16 protein-coding genes are annotated in these 17,679 nt (G+C 37.4%); 7 read left to right on the top strand and 9 right to left on the bottom strand.

The window, feature by feature from the left end:
* The first annotated feature begins 23 nt into the window (after positions 1-23).
* Entirely contained in the window at positions 24-989 is a 966-nt protein-coding gene (locus E4661_RS03360) for a hypothetical protein (protein ID WP_136465401.1), read from the top strand.
* Here E4661_RS03360 and E4661_RS03355 read toward each other — a convergent pair.
* The 4 genes from E4661_RS03355 to mnmE all read right to left on the bottom strand — a co-directional run bounded on the left by E4661_RS03355 (position 963) and on the right by mnmE (position 6,167).
* On the bottom strand, positions 963-2,012 hold the full coding sequence (locus tag E4661_RS03355; RefSeq protein WP_136465400.1) for a GDP-L-fucose synthase family protein: 1,050 nt from the start codon (positions 2,010-2,012) through the stop codon (positions 963-965). The two genes, E4661_RS03360 and E4661_RS03355, sit on opposite strands and share 27 nt — an antisense overlap.
* An 11-nt stretch (positions 2,013-2,023) precedes the next feature.
* A complete protein-coding gene (gene gmd / locus E4661_RS03350) occupies positions 2,024-3,142 on the bottom strand; it encodes a GDP-mannose 4,6-dehydratase (RefSeq protein ID WP_136465399.1) in 1,119 nt (372 codons plus the stop codon).
* Positions 3,143-3,477: 335 nt separating this feature from the next.
* Positions 3,478-4,614, bottom strand: a complete 1,137-nt coding sequence (locus tag E4661_RS03345; protein WP_136465398.1) for a tyrosine-type recombinase/integrase — start codon at positions 4,612-4,614, stop codon at positions 3,478-3,480.
* Between the two features lie 182 nt (positions 4,615-4,796).
* Positions 4,797-6,167 carry a tRNA uridine-5-carboxymethylaminomethyl(34) synthesis GTPase MnmE gene (mnmE, locus tag E4661_RS03340; protein ID WP_136465501.1) on the bottom strand — a complete coding sequence of 457 codons (1,371 nt, stop codon included), beginning with the start codon at positions 6,165-6,167 and terminating at the stop codon, positions 4,797-4,799.
* A 94-nt stretch (positions 6,168-6,261) separates the two neighbouring features.
* Here mnmE and E4661_RS03335 point away from each other — a divergent pair, with 94 nt between their 5' ends.
* The gene (locus E4661_RS03335; protein ID WP_136465397.1) at positions 6,262-6,627 is read left to right on the top strand and encodes a DUF4870 domain-containing protein; all 366 of its coding nucleotides are present in this window, start codon (positions 6,262-6,264) and stop codon (positions 6,625-6,627) included.
* Positions 6,628-6,684: 57 nt separating this feature from the next.
* On the opposite strand, the gene dnaN is transcribed toward E4661_RS03335, so the two are convergent.
* The 5 genes from dnaN to E4661_RS03310 form a co-directional block, all read right to left on the bottom strand.
* Positions 6,685-7,803 carry a DNA polymerase III subunit beta gene (gene dnaN, locus E4661_RS03330; protein WP_136465396.1) on the bottom strand — a complete coding sequence of 373 codons (1,119 nt, stop codon included), beginning with the start codon at positions 7,801-7,803 and terminating at the stop codon, positions 6,685-6,687.
* Positions 7,804-7,915: 112 nt separating this feature from the next.
* Positions 7,916-9,580, bottom strand: a complete 1,665-nt coding sequence (gene gldG / locus E4661_RS03325; protein WP_136465395.1) for a gliding motility-associated ABC transporter substrate-binding protein GldG — start codon at positions 9,578-9,580, stop codon at positions 7,916-7,918.
* Complete coding sequence (gene gldF / locus E4661_RS03320; RefSeq protein WP_136465394.1) at positions 9,580-10,311, bottom strand: gliding motility-associated ABC transporter permease subunit GldF; 732 nt, start codon at positions 10,309-10,311, stop codon at positions 9,580-9,582. Before gldF ends, gldG begins: the two co-directional genes overlap by 1 nt.
* Before the next feature lie 61 nt (positions 10,312-10,372).
* Positions 10,373-10,699, bottom strand: coding sequence for a putative quinol monooxygenase (locus E4661_RS03315; RefSeq protein ID WP_136465393.1), 327 nt, complete (start codon positions 10,697-10,699; stop codon positions 10,373-10,375).
* Positions 10,700-11,530 carry an SAM hydrolase/SAM-dependent halogenase family protein gene (locus tag E4661_RS03310; protein ID WP_136465392.1) on the bottom strand — a complete coding sequence of 277 codons (831 nt, stop codon included), beginning with the start codon at positions 11,528-11,530 and terminating at the stop codon, positions 10,700-10,702.
* Positions 11,531-11,652: 122 nt separating this feature from the next.
* On the opposite strand from E4661_RS03310, the gene E4661_RS03305 reads away from it, so the two are divergent.
* From E4661_RS03305 to E4661_RS03285, 5 genes are all read left to right on the top strand, one after another.
* Positions 11,653-12,606 carry a PhoH family protein gene (locus E4661_RS03305; protein WP_136465391.1) on the top strand — a complete coding sequence of 318 codons (954 nt, stop codon included), beginning with the start codon at positions 11,653-11,655 and terminating at the stop codon, positions 12,604-12,606.
* Between the two features lie 6 nt (positions 12,607-12,612).
* Entirely contained in the window at positions 12,613-13,572 is a 960-nt protein-coding gene (locus E4661_RS03300) for a phosphoribosylaminoimidazolesuccinocarboxamide synthase (protein WP_136465390.1), read from the top strand.
* A gap of 88 nt (positions 13,573-13,660) precedes the next feature.
* Positions 13,661-15,457 carry an alpha-L-fucosidase gene (locus tag E4661_RS03295; RefSeq protein WP_136465389.1) on the top strand — a complete coding sequence of 599 codons (1,797 nt, stop codon included), beginning with the start codon at positions 13,661-13,663 and terminating at the stop codon, positions 15,455-15,457.
* Between the two features lie 86 nt (positions 15,458-15,543).
* On the top strand, positions 15,544-15,798 hold the full coding sequence (locus tag E4661_RS03290; RefSeq protein WP_136465388.1) for a DUF4212 domain-containing protein: 255 nt from the start codon (positions 15,544-15,546) through the stop codon (positions 15,796-15,798).
* Between the two features lie 3 nt (positions 15,799-15,801).
* Positions 15,802-17,577, top strand: coding sequence for a sodium:solute symporter family protein (locus E4661_RS03285; RefSeq protein WP_136465387.1), 1,776 nt, complete (start codon positions 15,802-15,804; stop codon positions 17,575-17,577).
* Positions 17,578-17,679: the final 102 nt, after the last annotated feature.

Here is a 17,679-nt window from a genome sequence, read left to right as displayed (position 1 = left end):
ACCTATAAATTATTTGCAAAAGAATGAAGGAAATAAAAGACTTGACTAAAGTTCTCTTGTCAAATCTCGATGAAATCAAAGAAAATTCAGTAAATGGAAAGATGTTTGTCGCCAATTACCTTTTTAACTATAGAGAGTTTCAAAAAGATAGCACTTATGAAGATGAATTGTTGGAAGTTATAGAAATTGCGTTAGACGCAGAATTTTCCAATATTCAAAATGCTAGATTGGATTTCTTTACAGGTATTACTGGATTGGGTTGGGCGCTTGTTAAATTAGTACGTAATGGATTTTTTGAATCCAGCAATTTAATGGATATTCTAAATTTAGTAGATTCTAAGGTAACAGCGGAAACAGAAGTATTATGCAAATCAACTATAATTGAAAGGCACGATTTGTTAAAACTTTTGGGAGCCATATCATATTTTATAGAACGAATAGGGCTTTCGAATGCGAAAACACCCTGCGACCTTAGAATTAGCCAATATCTTTCGATGGCTATTCACGAAGTATCAGGTAATTTAAGAAATAATGATATAGAGGATTTTTGGGTTTTGCAGCTTCGCAACCTTGTTATAAAGGAATGTCTTGATGAAGGAGTATTGGAACATCTAGGTTATGAAAAAATAAGATTATTGAAAGAATCGCTAGTACAATTTGATAAGAAACAAATCTCCGAATATTATTTTTATTTTTTGGAAAATAAGCAATTTTTATTAGCCTTAACTGTTAGAGTTCTTCTTGAGGAAGGGCATTATAAAGAAATTGAAGAGGACAAACTTTTTTTTGACCAAATTGAAAATTATGCCCGGAATATTATGATTCAAATGAAAGACGCACAGAATGTAGCGCAAGAAAACCTTTATGAACTTTGCTTAATTGCCTGCGCTTCACTTAAAAACATGGGGCAGGATGATAATGAATTTTTGAGGTATGCTCTTGGGTTTCGACTCTGCGAACCACTATTTTCCGAGATAAGAGATAACTAATTTTTTTAGACCTTCCTTAAGGGATGTTTTAGGTTCCCAACCAAAACTTTCTAATTTTGAGTTATCTAATAATTTTCTTGGAGTCCCATCCGGTTTTGAAGCATCGAAGTAGATAGTTCCTTGATATCCTACAATATCTCTTATGATTAAGGATAATTCCTTGATATTGATTTCCTTTCCCACTCCGATGTTAATGTGGGTCGATGGATTACTTATTAGGCCAACTTTACTATTTAAATCTTTGAAATCTACAATTTCCATGATATGTATGCATGCTGAAGCAAGATCTTCTGACCAAAGAAACTCTCTTAATGGTTTACCAGAACCCCATAACTCCAATCGGTTATGATAAACTCCTTTATTTTCGATATAATTTATTACTTCATCTACTGATTCTATTTCCAAATCTTCCTGGAGTGATGCAAAATCTCTTTGATGATACCATTTAGCTAAGATTATTTTTCGTATCATGGCAGGGATGACATGGGAAGTATCCAAATCAAAATTATCATTTGGCCCATATAAATTTGTGGGCATAACTGGAATAAAATTAGTGTTATATTGTAGGTTATAACTTTCGCACATTTTGACACCTGCAATTTTTGCTATGGCATAGGATTCATTAGTAAGCTCCAAAGGGCCTGTAAGTAAATGCTCTTCCTTGATCGGTTGTGGTGCGGCTTTTGGGTAAATACATGAACTACCCAAAAAGAGTAATTTTTTAATTCCAAACCTGTAGCTGCAATAAATCACATTGTTCTGTATTGTCAGGTTTTCATAAATAAAATCTGCTTTATAGGTTTTGTTTGCTTGAATACCCCCTACTTTTGCAGCCGCCAAAAAAACGTATGTAGGCCTCTCTTTAGCAAAAAACTCATATACAGCTTTTTGGTTTAACAAATCCAGTTCACTTCTGTTTTTAAGTAAGAGATTTTTATATCCTTTTTCTAAGAGTACCTTAACTAAAGCGCTTCCAACCAAACCTTTATGTCCAGCTACGAATATCTTAGCTTCTCTTATCACTTTGATGTAGCTTATTCATAATAATTTTTAACCTTATAACCACCCTCTTTTAGGTATTGTTCTTTATAGGTCAATTTTAAGTCACTTTCCATGATGTCCATTATTAGTGAGTCCAAATTATATTCAAGTACCCAATCCAATTTGATTCTTGCTTTTGTTGAATCGCCCACCAAAAGGTCAACCTCAGTGGGACGATAATACCTTGAATCCACACCTACCACTTCTTTGCCAATAGGTAATTGATATTTTTGCTGGTTACATTTCACGACATAAGCCTTTTCATTCCTTCCAGTTCCTTTAAACACAATTTCAATACCCAAATGGGAAAAAGTTTTTAAAACAAAATCTCTGACGCTTGTAGTAATGCCTGTTGCGATAACCCAATCTTCTGGAACTTCATATTGCAATATCAACCACATCATCTTTACATAATCCTTGGCATGGCCCCAGTCTCTCTGTGCATCCAAATTACCCAAATATAGTTTTTCCTGTAGACCTAGAGCAATCCGACATACAGCTCTGGTTATTTTTCGAGTGACAAAGGTTTCTCCCCTTATTGGCGATTCATGATTAAATAGAATGCCATTACAAGCAAATATGCCATAAGCCTCCCTATAATTTACTGTTATCCAATGAGCATATAGCTTGGCAACACCATAGGGACTCCTAGGATAAAATGGGGTGTCTTCATTTTGGGGAACCTCTTTAACTTTACCAAAAAGTTCGGAAGTTGATGCTTGGTAGAATTTTGTCTTTTTCTCAAGGTTGAGAATTCTAACGGCTTCCAATAATCTTAAGGTACCAAGAGCATCAATATTTGCTGTATATTCTGGATTTTCAAAGGATACTCTGACATGACTCATTGCTCCTAAATTGTAGATTTCATCTGGATTTGTTTCCTGAATTATACGAATCAAGTTGGTACTATCTGAGAGATCACCGTAATGAAGAAAAAAATTAGAATCTTTTTCCTGTGGATCTTGATAAAGGTGGTCTACTCTATCTGTATTGAACATAGAAGAACGTCTTTTAATACCATGTACTTGGTATCCCTTTGTTAATAGAAACTCGGAAAGATATGCGCCATCCTGTCCTGTTATTCCGGTAATTAAGGCTGTTCTTTTATCCATTACAATATGTAAGATAATTCTTTCAGTTTATTGAAGCAAATGAAACCAACTTTATTCTGAATCTTGACTAAGTTTTGACTAATTTTTAAGACTTTCGGATATGTTAAGCGACAATTCATTTTTTCGCATTTAAAACATCCTGTTCAAAAAGAGTTTAAGATCAAGTTCACATATTTGTAAGTTAAGAAAGAACAAAATCGGATTACTCAGATTGTGAAAAATCTGAGACAAAACTGAAATCAACCATTGGCTTGACCTAAATAAAAGAAATGACAATTTTGATAGATAATAAATTGAGAAAGGTAAACTAGAAACTCTTTTAAGTAAGAGTTTTTCTATTGTTTGCCAATATCCAATTCAGGAATCATATTCGCGGCCTCTTTCATTTTTCTGTCAATTATTTTAGTGTAAATTTCGGTTGTCCTTATTTCTCGATGTCCAAGACGTTTTGAAACCGTATAAATATCTGCACCATTTTCAAGTAATAAAACAGCATTTGTATGCCTGGCACTATGGAAAGTGATATGTTTTGTAATACCAGCTTTCATGCACCACCTTAGGATTTCAGTATTGTAAACTGCACCATATTTTAAGCCCTTAAAAACCCGTACGGTTTTATGAGTTCTTTTGCCTAATAAATCTCTTGCTTGGCTAGAAATATAAAGATACTCAAGTCCATCAGTCTTTTTCTGCCTAAAAATGATTCTTGAAGCTTCGTCTTCATCTCGTACCTCCGCCCAAGTCAGTTTATTGATGTCGCTCCATCGTAATCCAGTAAGACAGCTGAATATGAAAGCGTTCTTAAGTATTGGGTATTTACATCCGGTTTGTGTCAAAGCCTGTAATTCAGAATAGGTCAGATATTCCCTCTGCGATTCCGCTTGTTCAAATCCTTTAACCGACTTAATAACATTTGTGTCAATATAGTTCTCATTATAGGCTTCTCGAAGTGCTGCTTTCAGTTTATTGAAGTAAGTATATTTAGAGTTTTGGGATAGAGGAGTTTTGCTTTTTGTTTTGGCCTTGGTATCTAAGTACCTTTTGAATCCGCGAACAAAATCCGTATTAATATCCTTTAATTGAATATGTGCAGGAGCGTATTTTTTTAAGTGCTTAAAAGCAGCATCCCAATTTCCATAGTTTCCTTTGGATTCATAACGCTCTTCTTGCAATGTTTTGTAGAAATCAAATAGAAGGATCTTCCCTTTTTTATTGTCTTTAAGTTTATACTTGCCTTGATAGAATTCCGATTTTCTTATAGAAAGGATTTTTTCGGCCAATTCGTAAATCTCCTTGTTCGTTCTTTTTTCATCTGGTGTCGATGGATTTTCCAAAGGATACATTTTCAAATACTCAAAATCTCTATTGTATTTGTTGATTCCGTTCTTGTCAATAAAGTGGCCTTTATAGTATTCAATAAAAAGACTCAACTTTCCATTTTTAATCTTTTTACTTTTTAGATTTATTTTCATTTCGAGGTGAAATTTTTTCACCTCGAATATCATAAATTATGTAGAGGTGAAAATTAGGTGAAATAAATATATGAAAATAAGCTATTAAAAGAAGTTAAGTAAAGGAATATTTTTCAACAAATCATTGATAATCAATTAAATGAAAACAAATGAACTTAAATCAAATTTAAAAATCAACTTACTTATTTCCCGATGCAAAAACTTGAAAATATATTTCCAAGTAATTCATCTGTGGTTACGCTACCAGTAATTTCACCTAAATGATATAGTGCTTCACGGATATCAATGGCCATTAAATCACTTGATAAACCTACCTCCATACCTTCCTTAACTTTTTGGATTTCTTCCAAGGCCTTTAATAACGAATCATAGTGCCTACCGTTGGTAACAATTGATTCGCCACTTTGTAACCTTCCTGAATCTACCAAAGAAAGCAACTTTTGCTCCAACTCTAAAATTCCTTTTTTCTGCTTGGCCGAGATAAATAGTGTATCCGGGATTGTTTTTTTAATATGATTGACACTTGTATCATTAAGTAGATCAACCTTATTGCAAATAGGTAGAAGTTCTTTATCAGGAAATTGTTTTTTTATGTTTTCAAATGGGGAGATATCCTTACTTGATCCGTCAAAAAGATAAATGATCAATCTAGCTTTTTCGACTTTGTCAAAAGTACGTTCGATTCCAATTTTTTCGACGACATCCGCTGTCTCTCTAATTCCTGCTGTATCGATAAACCTAAAATTGATGCCCTTGATACTTATTTGATCCTCCACCGTGTCCCTAGTGGTACCAGGAATATTGCTGACAATGGCTCTCTCTTCATTTAATAGTGCATTCAGTAAGGTGGACTTACCTACATTTGGCTCACCTACTATAGCCACGGGGATTCCATTTTTAATGACATTGCCTAGTGCAAAAGAATCAATGAGTTTTTTGAGAACCTCACTAATACGTTCTAACAATTGTTTGAACTGATCACGATTGGCAAATTCAACATCTTCTTGGGAGAAATCCAATTCAAGCTCAATTAATGAAGCAAAATTGAGCAGTTCTTCGCGCAATTTTTTGATTTCATTGCTAAACCCACCACGCATTTGTTGCATTGCAATTTCATGGGAAGATTCACTATCGCTGGCAATTAAATCCGCAACGGCTTCAGCTTGGCTAAGATCCATCTTACCATTTAAAAAAGCTCGAAGGGTGAACTCACCAGGAGAGGCCATGCGACATCCTTTTCTTAAAAAAAGCTGTAGAACTTGTTGTTGAATATAGGAGGAACCATGACAGGAAATCTCTATGACATTCTCACCAGTATAAGAATTAGGTGCCTTAAAAATGGAAACCAGTACTTTATCAAGCTCTTTCTGATCATCGATGATATGACCTAAATGTATGGTATGACTGTTTAACTGGGTTAAATCCTTATTGGAAACCGATTTGAATTGGGAATTCCCTATTTTAATGGCATTTGGCCCCGAAATCCGTATGACGGCTATTGCCCCAACACCTTGGGGTGTTGCCATGGCAATTATATTATCACTCGTATTCATTTTCATGGGTCAAAAATAAGAAATCCGCATGGGCTGTAACATTATTGGCGATTTGGACACTTATACTATGTAATCATCACAAAATCAATCAAAAATGGAAGTCATCAATAAGAATCAAACTGTTTTAAGAAAAGACAACAATTTACTGGCTATTACCCATCTCACTCAATTACTGTATTATGTTACGGGTTTTGGAGGTTTTATAGTTCCGTTGACCATATGGTTGACCTCAAGAAAAAGCGTTGAGCATATGGATGAACATGGAAGGGCCATAGTTAACTTTCAATTGAGTTTGTTGTTGTACGTAATAATAAGTATTCCATCAATTTTGCTCTTTGGACTTGGCATTCTCGGACTGATTGGGGTTGGAATAGTAGGATTTGTTTTACCTATTGTAAATGCCATAAAGGCATCAAACGGGGAATCACCATCTAAGTTCTTGACTATACCATTTATATAGATAAAAAAAGCTGGGAAGAACAACCCAGCTTTTCAATTTCTTTAGCAAATACTTGGCTTACCCGTTCAACATTACTGGCATTACCAGCATGGTGACCAACTCACCCTCATCCAAGCCATCAACTGGGGTTAAGATGCCTGCACGGTTGGGTAAACTCATTTCCAAGGATACCTCATCAGAAGATAAATTACCGAGCATTTCTACCAAAAACCTGGAATTAAAACCAATCTGCATGTCATCTCCTTGGTATGAACATGAAAGTCTTTCTTCTGCTTTATTGCTGTAGTCGACATCTTCAGCTGAAATGTTAAGTTCGGCGCCTGCAATTTTTAACCGTATTTGATGTGTGGTCTTGTTAGAGAAAATAGAAACTCTGCGTACCGAACTTAAAAATTGGTTTCTTGAGATGGATAATTGGTTTGGGTTCTCTTTTGGAATAACAGCTTCGTAATTGGGGTATTTTCCATCGATTAATCGACAAATCAATTCCGAATTATCAAAGATAAATTTAGCATTACTGTCGTTATACTCGATGGTAATCTCAGATTCCGAGCCAGATAAAATACCCTTAAGAAGGTTCAACGGTTTTTTGGGCATAATAAACTCGGCAACTTGAGAAGCCGTAACATCGTTTCGTTGGTACTTGACCAATTTATGGGCATCTGTAGCTACGAAGGTTAGATTTTCCGTGGAAAACTGAAAAAAAACACCACTCATTACCGGGCGCAAATCATCATTACCTGCAGCAAAGATTGTTTTATTGATAGCTGTTGCTAACACATCGCCCAAAAGGGTAGTAGAGCTTGGATTTGAAACTTCTACGGCTTTTGGAAATTCTGCTCCATCGGCATAAGCAAGCGCATATTTACCGTGATTAGAACTTATTTCTACGGTATTGTTATCCTCCACTACGAAAGTCAGAGGTTGCTCTGGGAACGTTTTAAGGGTATCCAAAAGTAGTCGCGCTGGAACTGCAATAGCCCCTTCCGCGTCAGAATCAACCTCAAGAACAGAACTCATGGTGGTCTCAAGATCTGAGGCCGAAACCGTTAGTTTGTTCTGTTTTAGATCAAAAAGAAAATTATCGAGGATAGGTAGGGTGTTACTGTTGTTGATAACTCCCCCCAAAACCTGTAATTGTTTTAGCAAATATGTACTGGATACGATAAACTTCATTAAAGGAATTCTTTTAGTATTGAAGCCCTTTTAAGGTTTGAAAAGGGCAGATAAATCGATAAAAACAAATATATTTTAAAACCCCTTAGCAATAAAACAAACTTATCAACAGCTAAAGGGTATATTTTTTCTTCCTGTAATACCCAAAGAAAATACCAACAAGTAAGGTGAAAAGCACTGGAATCCCAATATTTATAAACTGCCATTTGTTTTTTTGGGAAGCAATTTTCTCGACATCGAGTAACGGAATAGAGACCCTTTTGTTTCTAATGTTTATAAGTCCGGTGTCATCTAAGAGATAATTGATGCAGTTTACCAGAAATTCTTTGTTGCCATAGAAACTGTTAGTCCATTTATCATATCCAAGTTCCAATGGTGCCCCGTTGCGTAATTGGTTTTTAATAAAATCGCCATCGGAAATCACAATCATTTTGTTTTCAGGGCCTTCTTCCGTGGTTTTTTCCAAATCAATTGGTCTAATTCTATTTTTGAACATTGATCTAAAGTTCCCTTCGATTAAAACAGCAAGAGGCTGGTTGCCATTGGTGTATGTTTCCTTGTTTGGTGGATTATTTAAGATATCCAATCCGATTTGTTTTGGTGTACCTTCGGTTTTGGATAATGGAGAGCTTTGTAGCAGTACGGTTTTACGGAAATCATTTTCCAGAATATCCATAGGACTGGCAAACTGATAACGAACTGCCTCTATATTCGTATTTATAGCGTTGTTGTTTTTTGAAAACACCATGGGATTGTAATACCATGGAACCGGGTTGTATTGCGAATCATTTCCATCACCAGAGGCCAAAACTATTTGGGTAAAATAAAGATCATTCACCAAAGTAGGGTTAATTCGGATACCATAGGTAAAAAAGAAATCCTTAAGATTCAAGTCCCTGGGAATAGCCAAAGCTTTTCCACCACCGCTAAAAATACTATCGACCTCCATGGCCACTTGATCTACTAGCCACATAGATCTTCCACCATTTACCACAAACTGGTCTAGAACGAATTTTTCTTCATCGTTAAATGCTTCTGTAGGTTTGGCTATCAATGCCAAATCGAATTCTTTTAACTGGTCGAGCGTTTTCTGAGGGTTTGAAGCCACAGAATCTAAAGTGATAACACCAATGTTATAATAATCTCTAATAGAGGTTAAAAAATCTGCAATATAACGGTCATCCAATTCGCCGTTTCCTTTTATCACGGCTACACGTTTCTTATCGGTTATGCCAAGTTTGGTAAAAGCATCAGCAAAGGCATACTCTAGCTGTTGTACCGAATTGTTGATGCGGTCTTCCATGGTGTAACCCAATTTGTTTTTGAGCAATGAGACCTTAACAGTCTTGTTTTTGTAATTCACCATGGCCCAAGGAAAAACCAACTCTTGGGACACTTTACCATTTTCTTCTATGGTCACTTCGGCAGATTTCAACCCGATTTGCTGTAACGAAGCTATGGTCTGTTGGCTTTGGCTTTCATCCGCTAGTGGGTTTACCAAATTATATTTAATGTTCCTGTTCTTAGCGGCAAAAGATTCTAGCAGCTGAATGGTTTCCACCTTTAGTTTGTTAAACTCGGGTGGAATATTACCATCTAGCAATATGTCCACGATTACTGGCCCATCAAATTTTTGGGCAGCTTTAATTGTCGGTTCAGAAAGGGTGAACCTTTGGTCTTCAGTCAAATCAAATCGAAAATACGCCCAATTGCCTATTACATTTAATATGATAAGGATGACCAGTGCCTTTAGAAATGCTGTAGATAACTTTATCATTAGCGAGGCAGTTGTTTAAGCTGTTGGAAAGTAAGGTACAGAAAGAATATAGTCAAGGATACAAAATAGAGCAAATCCCTAGTGTCCACAATCCCCCTAGCAATACTTTTGAAATGAGATTTAGCCCCCATACTTTGAATCAGTTGCTGTGTTTCTCCATTAGAGAACAAAGAAGAAATAGCTTCAAACCCGTAAAAGATTAAAAAGCAAATTAGAATGCCAATAATAAAGGAAACGATTTGATTGTCGGATATGCTAGAAGCAAAGACTCCTATGGAAGTATACGCCGAAATGATAAAAAGCAATCCGAAGTAGGACCCCACAACGATACCCAAATCATAGTTGCCCTCGGAGATTCCAAGACTCGAAATCGCAAAAACATAAACCACCGTTGGAAGAACAGCTATAGAGCATAATATCACAGCTCCTAAAAACTTTCCCAACACAAGATTCCAGATGGATGTAGGTTTTATCAATAATAATTCAAGAGTACCGACCTTGCGTTCCTCTGAAAAACTTTTCATGGTTATGGCCGGAATCAGAAAAACAAAAATCCATGGAGCAAGTAGAAAGAAGTTTCCCAAATCCGCAAAACCGTAGTCATAAATGTTGTAATCTCCTTTAAAAACCCATAAGAACAATCCGTTCAAAAGCAAAAACAATCCTACAATCAAATACCCTATAGGGGACATGAAAAAGGAACGGACCTCTTTTTTAAATATAGCAAGCATATCAATTATCAATGAGTAGTTTACAGTGGTCAATAAATACGTTAGGTATCTGCATTGCTAATTAATTGCCAATTGTTGTATTGTTAATTGTTTTACTGCTCTTTGAACACTGTTTCAAACTCCAAGCTTTGGGTTTTTCGGCAAACAATAATTTTGTTTTGCCCCAAACTTGTTTAAAAAAATCTGATGACCTATAATTTTCCAAATCCGATTCGTTTTCCCAAAAACTATATGTAAAAAAGACATTTGGATTTTTAATATCCTGATACAACTCTACCATCGAGCATCCTTTAAAATCCGTAATCTTTGATTTTGTCGTTTCAAAGACTCGCTCAAAACTAGGAATATTTTCGGGTTTAAAGGTGAGTTTAACAATACGTATCAGCATTTATAAAAAATTTATGGTCACAGTATCCCTATAATTCAACCCAAGGAGAGTAGAGGCTCCACCTACAGTGTTTAAATCACTTTTGTAAATGGCCAATTCTATATATCCAGCAGAATTAAAAAGAGCCAAAGCGTCCCCAGGTCCTTTGCGCTGACTTTTCTCTAGGTTAAAGTTGATGATTCCGTTGTAACTATTATGTATGGCACGTATCTTATTGGTACGTGCTATAATTTCAAAATCTCTACCGTTTCTATAGGCTTCAAACAGATTTTTCTGAATGTTGGTGATTACATTGCCATAATTATCCACATATACCACATTACCCATAATTGTACTGCCATTATCCGATATACGAGGCTCAAACTCCCGAAGTTCTTTCAAGGCGCTAAAAGGCCTTCCAATTATTTCCAATGTTCCACCTCTGGCAATATGACAAGCTACTTGCACAAAAACATTCAACACGGGGAATGAACAAGGGGTTATATCGGGAATGTTGATTTCCACTATTTTTTCTGGTTTTATTTCCGAAGTAATCAAAGAAATAACACCATTGTTGGCACTAATAAAATAATGTCCATCAACCTGAACCACTATGTGTTGGTTTTCAGGGGATAATTCAGAATCTACCCCAACAATGTGTACAGTGCCCGGTGGGAACGAACGATAGGCATTTTTTAAGATATATGCACACTCTTGGATGTTAAAGGGACTTATCTCATGCGAAATATCAACAATCGGCACATCCGGTAAGTTGGTGAGGATAGTACCCTTTATTGTACCAACAAAGTGGTCTTTATGGCCAAAATCGGTAGTTAATGTTATGATTGCCATGCAATACTGTTGATATGTTTTTCCCTTTTCAAATCGATTTTTGGTTAAGTTTGTGCGGTAAAATTAAGTAAAAAGAAAGAATAAAAATTCTTCAAAAACAACCCTTAAACACCCCGTTTTTTTTGAACGAACTTATAATTGAACTCACAGAGATAAGCCCACAGGATTTTTTTGGGCAGCAGAATGAAAATATTGAGCTACTTAAAAAGTACTTCCCTAAGTTGAAAATCGTTGCCCGCGGCAGCAAAATCAAAGTATACGGAGACGAAGCATTATTGGAAGAGTTCGATAAGCGGTTTGATATGCTCACGGCCCATTTTGCCAAATACAACAAATTGGACGAGAACTCAATAGAGCGTGTACTCACCAGTAACGGGCAGGAGGATTATAGCTCTTCAAAAAGTAGTGGTGACGTGCTTGTCCATGGTGTTAGCGGAAGGTTGATCAAAGCTCAGACAGCCAACCAGCGTAAATTGGTCGATGCATGCAAAAAAGACGATATGGTTTTTGCCATTGGTCCTGCCGGAACGGGAAAAACCTACACAGGTGTTGCCTTAGCAGTAAAAGCCCTTAAGGAAAAACAGGTGAGAAGGATTATCCTAACCCGTCCAGCAGTGGAAGCCGGAGAAAATCTTGGGTTTTTACCAGGGGATTTAAAGGAAAAACTGGATCCTTACATGCAACCGTTATATGATGCACTTCGGGACATGATTCCAGCTGAAAAATTGGAAAAATATATTGAGGACGGTACTATTCAAATCGCTCCGATGGCCTTTATGCGTGGAAGAACATTGGACAATGCCTTTGTTATTTTGGATGAGGCACAGAATACCACCCATGCACAAATGAAAATGTTTTTGACCCGGATGGGTAAAAACGCCAAATTCCTGTTGACCGGTGACCCGGGGCAAATCGATTTACCCCGTAGAGTTATTTCGGGCCTTAAAGAAGCACTTCTAATTCTTAAAAATGTTGAAGGCATCAGTATCATTTATTTAGATGATAAAGATGTAATTCGACATAAATTGGTCAAAAAAGTCATCGACGCCTACAAGAATATTGAGCACCAAAACTAGCCAAGCATGTCAAATACATTAATGGATACCGATTTCCATTTTTCAGGTCAAAAATCGGTTTATAAAGGAAAAGTTCGTGAGGTATATACCTTGAAAGATGATATTTTGGTAATGATTGCAACGGATCGCTTGTCAGCTTTTGATGTGGTCATGCCCAAAGGTATTCCCTATAAAGGACAGATTCTTAATCAGATTGCCACAAAAATGATGCAGGCAACCGAGGATATAGTCCCGAATTGGCTAATGGCAACTCCTGATGCCAATGTTGCTGTGGGTAAGGCTTGTGAACCTTTTAAAGTTGAAATGGTGATTAGAGGATATCTTTCCGGTCATGCAGCACGAGAGTACAAGGCAGGGAAGCGCATGTTGTGCGGAGAACCCATGCCGGAAGGAATGAGAGAGAATGATAAATTCCCGGAGCCCATCATCACTCCAGCAACCAAAGCGGAAAAAGGAGACCATGACGAAGATATTTCAAAAGTGGAAATTCTGGAAAGAGGAATTGTCTCAAAAGACGATTATGAAGTTCTCGAGAAATATACCAAAGCCTTGTTTCAGCGAGGAACCGAATTAGCCGCACAGCGAGGATTGATTTTAGTTGACACCAAATACGAATTTGGAAAAACAAAAGATGGAGAAATCGTCTTAATTGATGAAATCCACACCCCGGATTCCTCACGTTATTTTTATATGGAGGGCTATGAGGAACATCAGGCAAAAGGTGAATCGCAAAAACAGCTTTCCAAAGAATTTGTCAGACAGTGGTTGATCTCAAATGGATTTCAAGGGTTGGAAGGGGAGACCGTGCCTAACATGAATGACGACTATATTCAATCTGTTTCTGAACGTTATATTGAATTGTACGAAAGTATTACTGGAGAAGCTTTTGTAAAAGCGGATCTATCCAATATCCAAGAGCGCATAGGGCAAAATGTTTCCAGCTACCTTGGTACTCTTGAAGAATAACGAATACTAAATCTGCAGTATTTGGGGAGATTAAAGAAATAATATTGGACCCTATTCCATTTATAGGATATTGTGCTATCTTGATAGCATGAAAAACATACCCTTACTCTTTTTTCTTTTAACCCTTCCTTTACTAAATGCACAAAAATTAACAAACCAACGAGCTCTGTGGTTTACCGATGCTCGTTTTGGGATGTTCATTCATTGGGGAGTTTACAGTGGCGCGGAAGGTTATTGGAAAGGAGAAAAGCTACGATATGATAATGACTATGCGGAATGGATAAAGTATCGTAACCAGATAGGTAATACCGAATACTTATCACTTCTGGATAACTTTGATTGGGATTCAATCGACCCTGAAGAGTGGGTGTTATTGGCAAAAAAAGCAGGAATGAAATATGTGACCATTACTGCTAAGCATCATGATGGTTTTGGGTTATGGAACAGTAAGGCGAGTGATTATAATATCTATAAACAAACCAATGCCAAAAGGGATATTATTAAAGAATTGGCCGAAGCCTGTAAAAAACACGGGTTAAAACTTGGACTTTATTATTCGCACTGGATAGATTGGGAACACCCTGATAGTTGGGACCATAGCAAGGAGATAACTGGCCTTTCTAAAGAAACATATAGCAGATATTGGGAGCAGAAAGTTATGCCGCAAATGCGTGAACTTCTTACCGATTATGGTGAAATTGGGTTGATTTGGTTCGATATGTGGATTCATCACTCGGAAACCGTGGTTACCAAAGAACAATTGCTCCGTCTCAAAAAAATGATCAGGGAATTGCAACCAAATTGTTTGATCAATTCCCGGTTGGGATTATCAGTAGAGGAAGATCGTGATGTGGATTTTCAAACTTTGGATGATAATCAATTGGGGTATGCCAAAAAAGAGCATCCTTTTCAAACATCTGCCACTGTGGCCCATTCCTGGGGGTACCATGCCACGGATTCCAAATGGAAATCGACTACAACACTTTTAAAATCCATTATAGGAAATGTGGCACTTAACGGGAATTTAATGCTAAATATAGGACCAAGGGCCAATGGAGAGATTCCTAAGGATATTGAACAGCGAACTGAAGAAATAGGGGAGTGGTTAAAAGTTAATGGAGAATCCATCTATGGAAGTGCGGCTTTTGGATTAAGGGCAGATATGCACGATTGGGGAAAACTAACATATAATGAAGACACATCTAAATTGTATTTGCATATATACAATTGGCCTTTAAACAATCAACTGAAGCTCACAGGAGTTAAGAATAATCCGATTCGAATATATCAACTGGCGGATAAATCAAAAGCCGAATTGGAATTTAACCATCATGAGGCTGTTACCTCTATTAAGTTGTCAAAAACAGCTCCGGACCCAAGAGTTTCTGTACTGGTCATAGAATATAATGCTACGCCAACAGTGGAAAACGATTTGGTAGCTTATTCGTTTTCTGGAGGGTATTCACTTAAACCTAATAATGCAATTCGGTCAAAAGGAGATGCGTCGATTATAGAAGCACAAAAATTTGGGTCGATACCTGAACATGTTCAATTTGACCAAGAAAGTGAATTCCAATGGAAAATCTATATAGATGAACCAGGCCAATATAATGTTGATGTTTCATATAGTTCCCAAGAAAAATCAGCCAATGGCAAGGTAACCATAGTTTGCAATGGGAGTGCTTTAAAAGCAAAAGTGCAGCCAACTGGAAAAACTGTGGGCGAACCTAATACTGATTGGCATATAGATCGCTATGTGGCACAGAAAATGGGAACATTTGAGTTTACCCAGCCCGGGTATTATACGTTGACCATGACGGCAGAGCCTGATAAGGATAAACCTATAAAGTTTCAGTGGTTATGGTTGGAAAAGGTTAAAAACTAGCATTGTAATTAAAATTGTTGTTACACTTTTAAAATACAGACAATCATAAAAATTGATTTTGTATTTTATGACTTTATACTTCTTTTATGGATAGCACACAGCGTAAAAAATATTGGCGGGAAAATCTGAAATACCTAGCCATCCTTCTCTCAATCTGGTTTTTGGTCTCCTACGGGTTTGGGATTCTATTGGTCGATGAACTGAACACAATTCGATTAGGTGGCTTTAAACTAGGGTTTTGGTTTGCACAGCAAGGCTCGATTTACGTTTTTGTACTGCTAATTTTCATTTATGTCCGTTTGATGAACAAGTTGGATAAGAAATACAATGTAAGCGAATAGATTATGGGAATTCAAACATGGACGTTTATCATCGTCGGAATCACTTTTGCATTATATATAGGTATTGCAATTTGGTCTAGGGCAGGTTCAACAAAAGAGTTTTATGTGGCTGGAGGTGGAGTTTCCCCATTGGCCAACGGTTTAGCGACAGCTGCCGACTGGATGTCTGCAGCTTCCTTTTTGGGTATGGCAGGCATTATAGCATTTGCAGGCTATGACGGTTCAGTGTATTTGATGGGTTGGACAGGTGGCTATGTGTTACTGGCGCTTTTGTTGGCACCTTATCTTAGAAAGTTTGGAAAATTTACCGTCCCTGACTTTATTGGAGATCGCTATTACAGTAACATTGCCCGAACCGTTGCCGTGATAGCTGCACTTTTTGTTTCCTTCACATATGTAGCTGGACAAATGCGAGGAGTGGGAGTGGTTTTTTCACGTTTTTTGGATGTTGAGGTAAATACAGGAGTTTATATTGGAATGACCGTGGTTTTGTTCTACGCTTTTCTGGGAGGAATGAAAGGCATTACTTATACCCAAGTAGCCCAATATTGTGTACTCATTTTTGCATTCATGGTCCCAGCGATATTCATTTCGATTATGGCTACTGGAAACCCAATCCCACAATTAGGGTTTGGCTCTGCTGGTGAAGATGGGGTTTATTTGTTGGATAAGTTGGATGGATTGATGACCGACTTAGGCTTTACGGCCTATACAGATGGTTCTAAATCTGTTACCGATGTGTTTTTTATTACTGCAGCTTTAATGCTGGGAACGGCTGGCTTACCGCATGTAATCATTCGTTTTTTTACCGTGCCAAAGGTAAAGGATGCCCGTAAATCAGCTGGATATGCGCTGTTGTTTATAGCCATTCTGTATACCACGGCTCCGGCAATTGCCGTGTTCGCACGTACTAATCTTATGGAAACGGTTGAGGATACACCTTATAAAGAAATTCCATCATGGTTTACCAAATGGGAAAATACGGGGCTCATCGCATGGACAGATAAAAATGGCGATGGTAAAATTCAATACCTCCCCGGCGATGCCGTTAATGGAAAACCACTTTTTGTAGATGGTAGGGGGGAATATGGTCAACGCATGATTTCCAATGCAAATATATCTTCGGCCAATGAACTGTATGTAGATAGAGATATCACTGTTTTGGCAAACCCAGAGATTGCCGGTTTACCCAATTGGATTATTGCCTTGGTGGCTGCAGGGGGGCTTGCCGCTGCTTTGTCAACGGCAGCAGGGTTACTTTTGGTGATTTCTACCTCAATTTCCCATGATTTGATTAAAAAGCAATTTGCTCCGGATATTTCTGATAAAAAAGAATTATTAATAGCGCGTCTTGCAGCAGTTCTTGCTGTGACCGTTGCAGGTTATTTTGGAATCCACCCGCCGGGTTTTGTGGCTTCGGTAGTAGCGTTGGCCTTTGGTCTGGCAGCATCTTCGTTTTTCCCTGCTATCGTTATGGGTATTTTTAGCAAGCGTATGAATAGGGAAGGGGCCATTACCGGTATGATTGCTGGTTTGGCCATAACCACGTACTATATTGCAAGATTCAAATTAGGTTGGATTGGAAACCCAGAGACTAGCACCGCTAAGGATTGGTGGTTCGGCATTTCACCAGAAGGCTTTGGTACTTTGGGAATGTTGGTGAATTTTGTTGTTGCCTTGGTTGTTTCTAGATTTTACCCAGACCCTCCGGAATCTGTTCAAGAAATTGTGGAGAACATCAGAATTCCTAGCGGAGCAGGAGAGGCCATAGAGCATTGATTAAAAAGGTTCAAATAAAGGGATTTCACATTTTTTTGTCCATTTGATATTTATGGGTTTGTTAAATTGAAAAATGTGCAATTTTTATAAGATTAATTTGAG

This window comes from Flagellimonas onchidii (genome assembly GCF_004804315.1).
Classification (GTDB): domain Bacteria; phylum Bacteroidota; class Bacteroidia; order Flavobacteriales; family Flavobacteriaceae; genus Flagellimonas; species Flagellimonas onchidii.
Note: the sequence above shows the minus strand (reverse complement) of the source record. Positions and strands in the feature narration are given on the sequence as shown.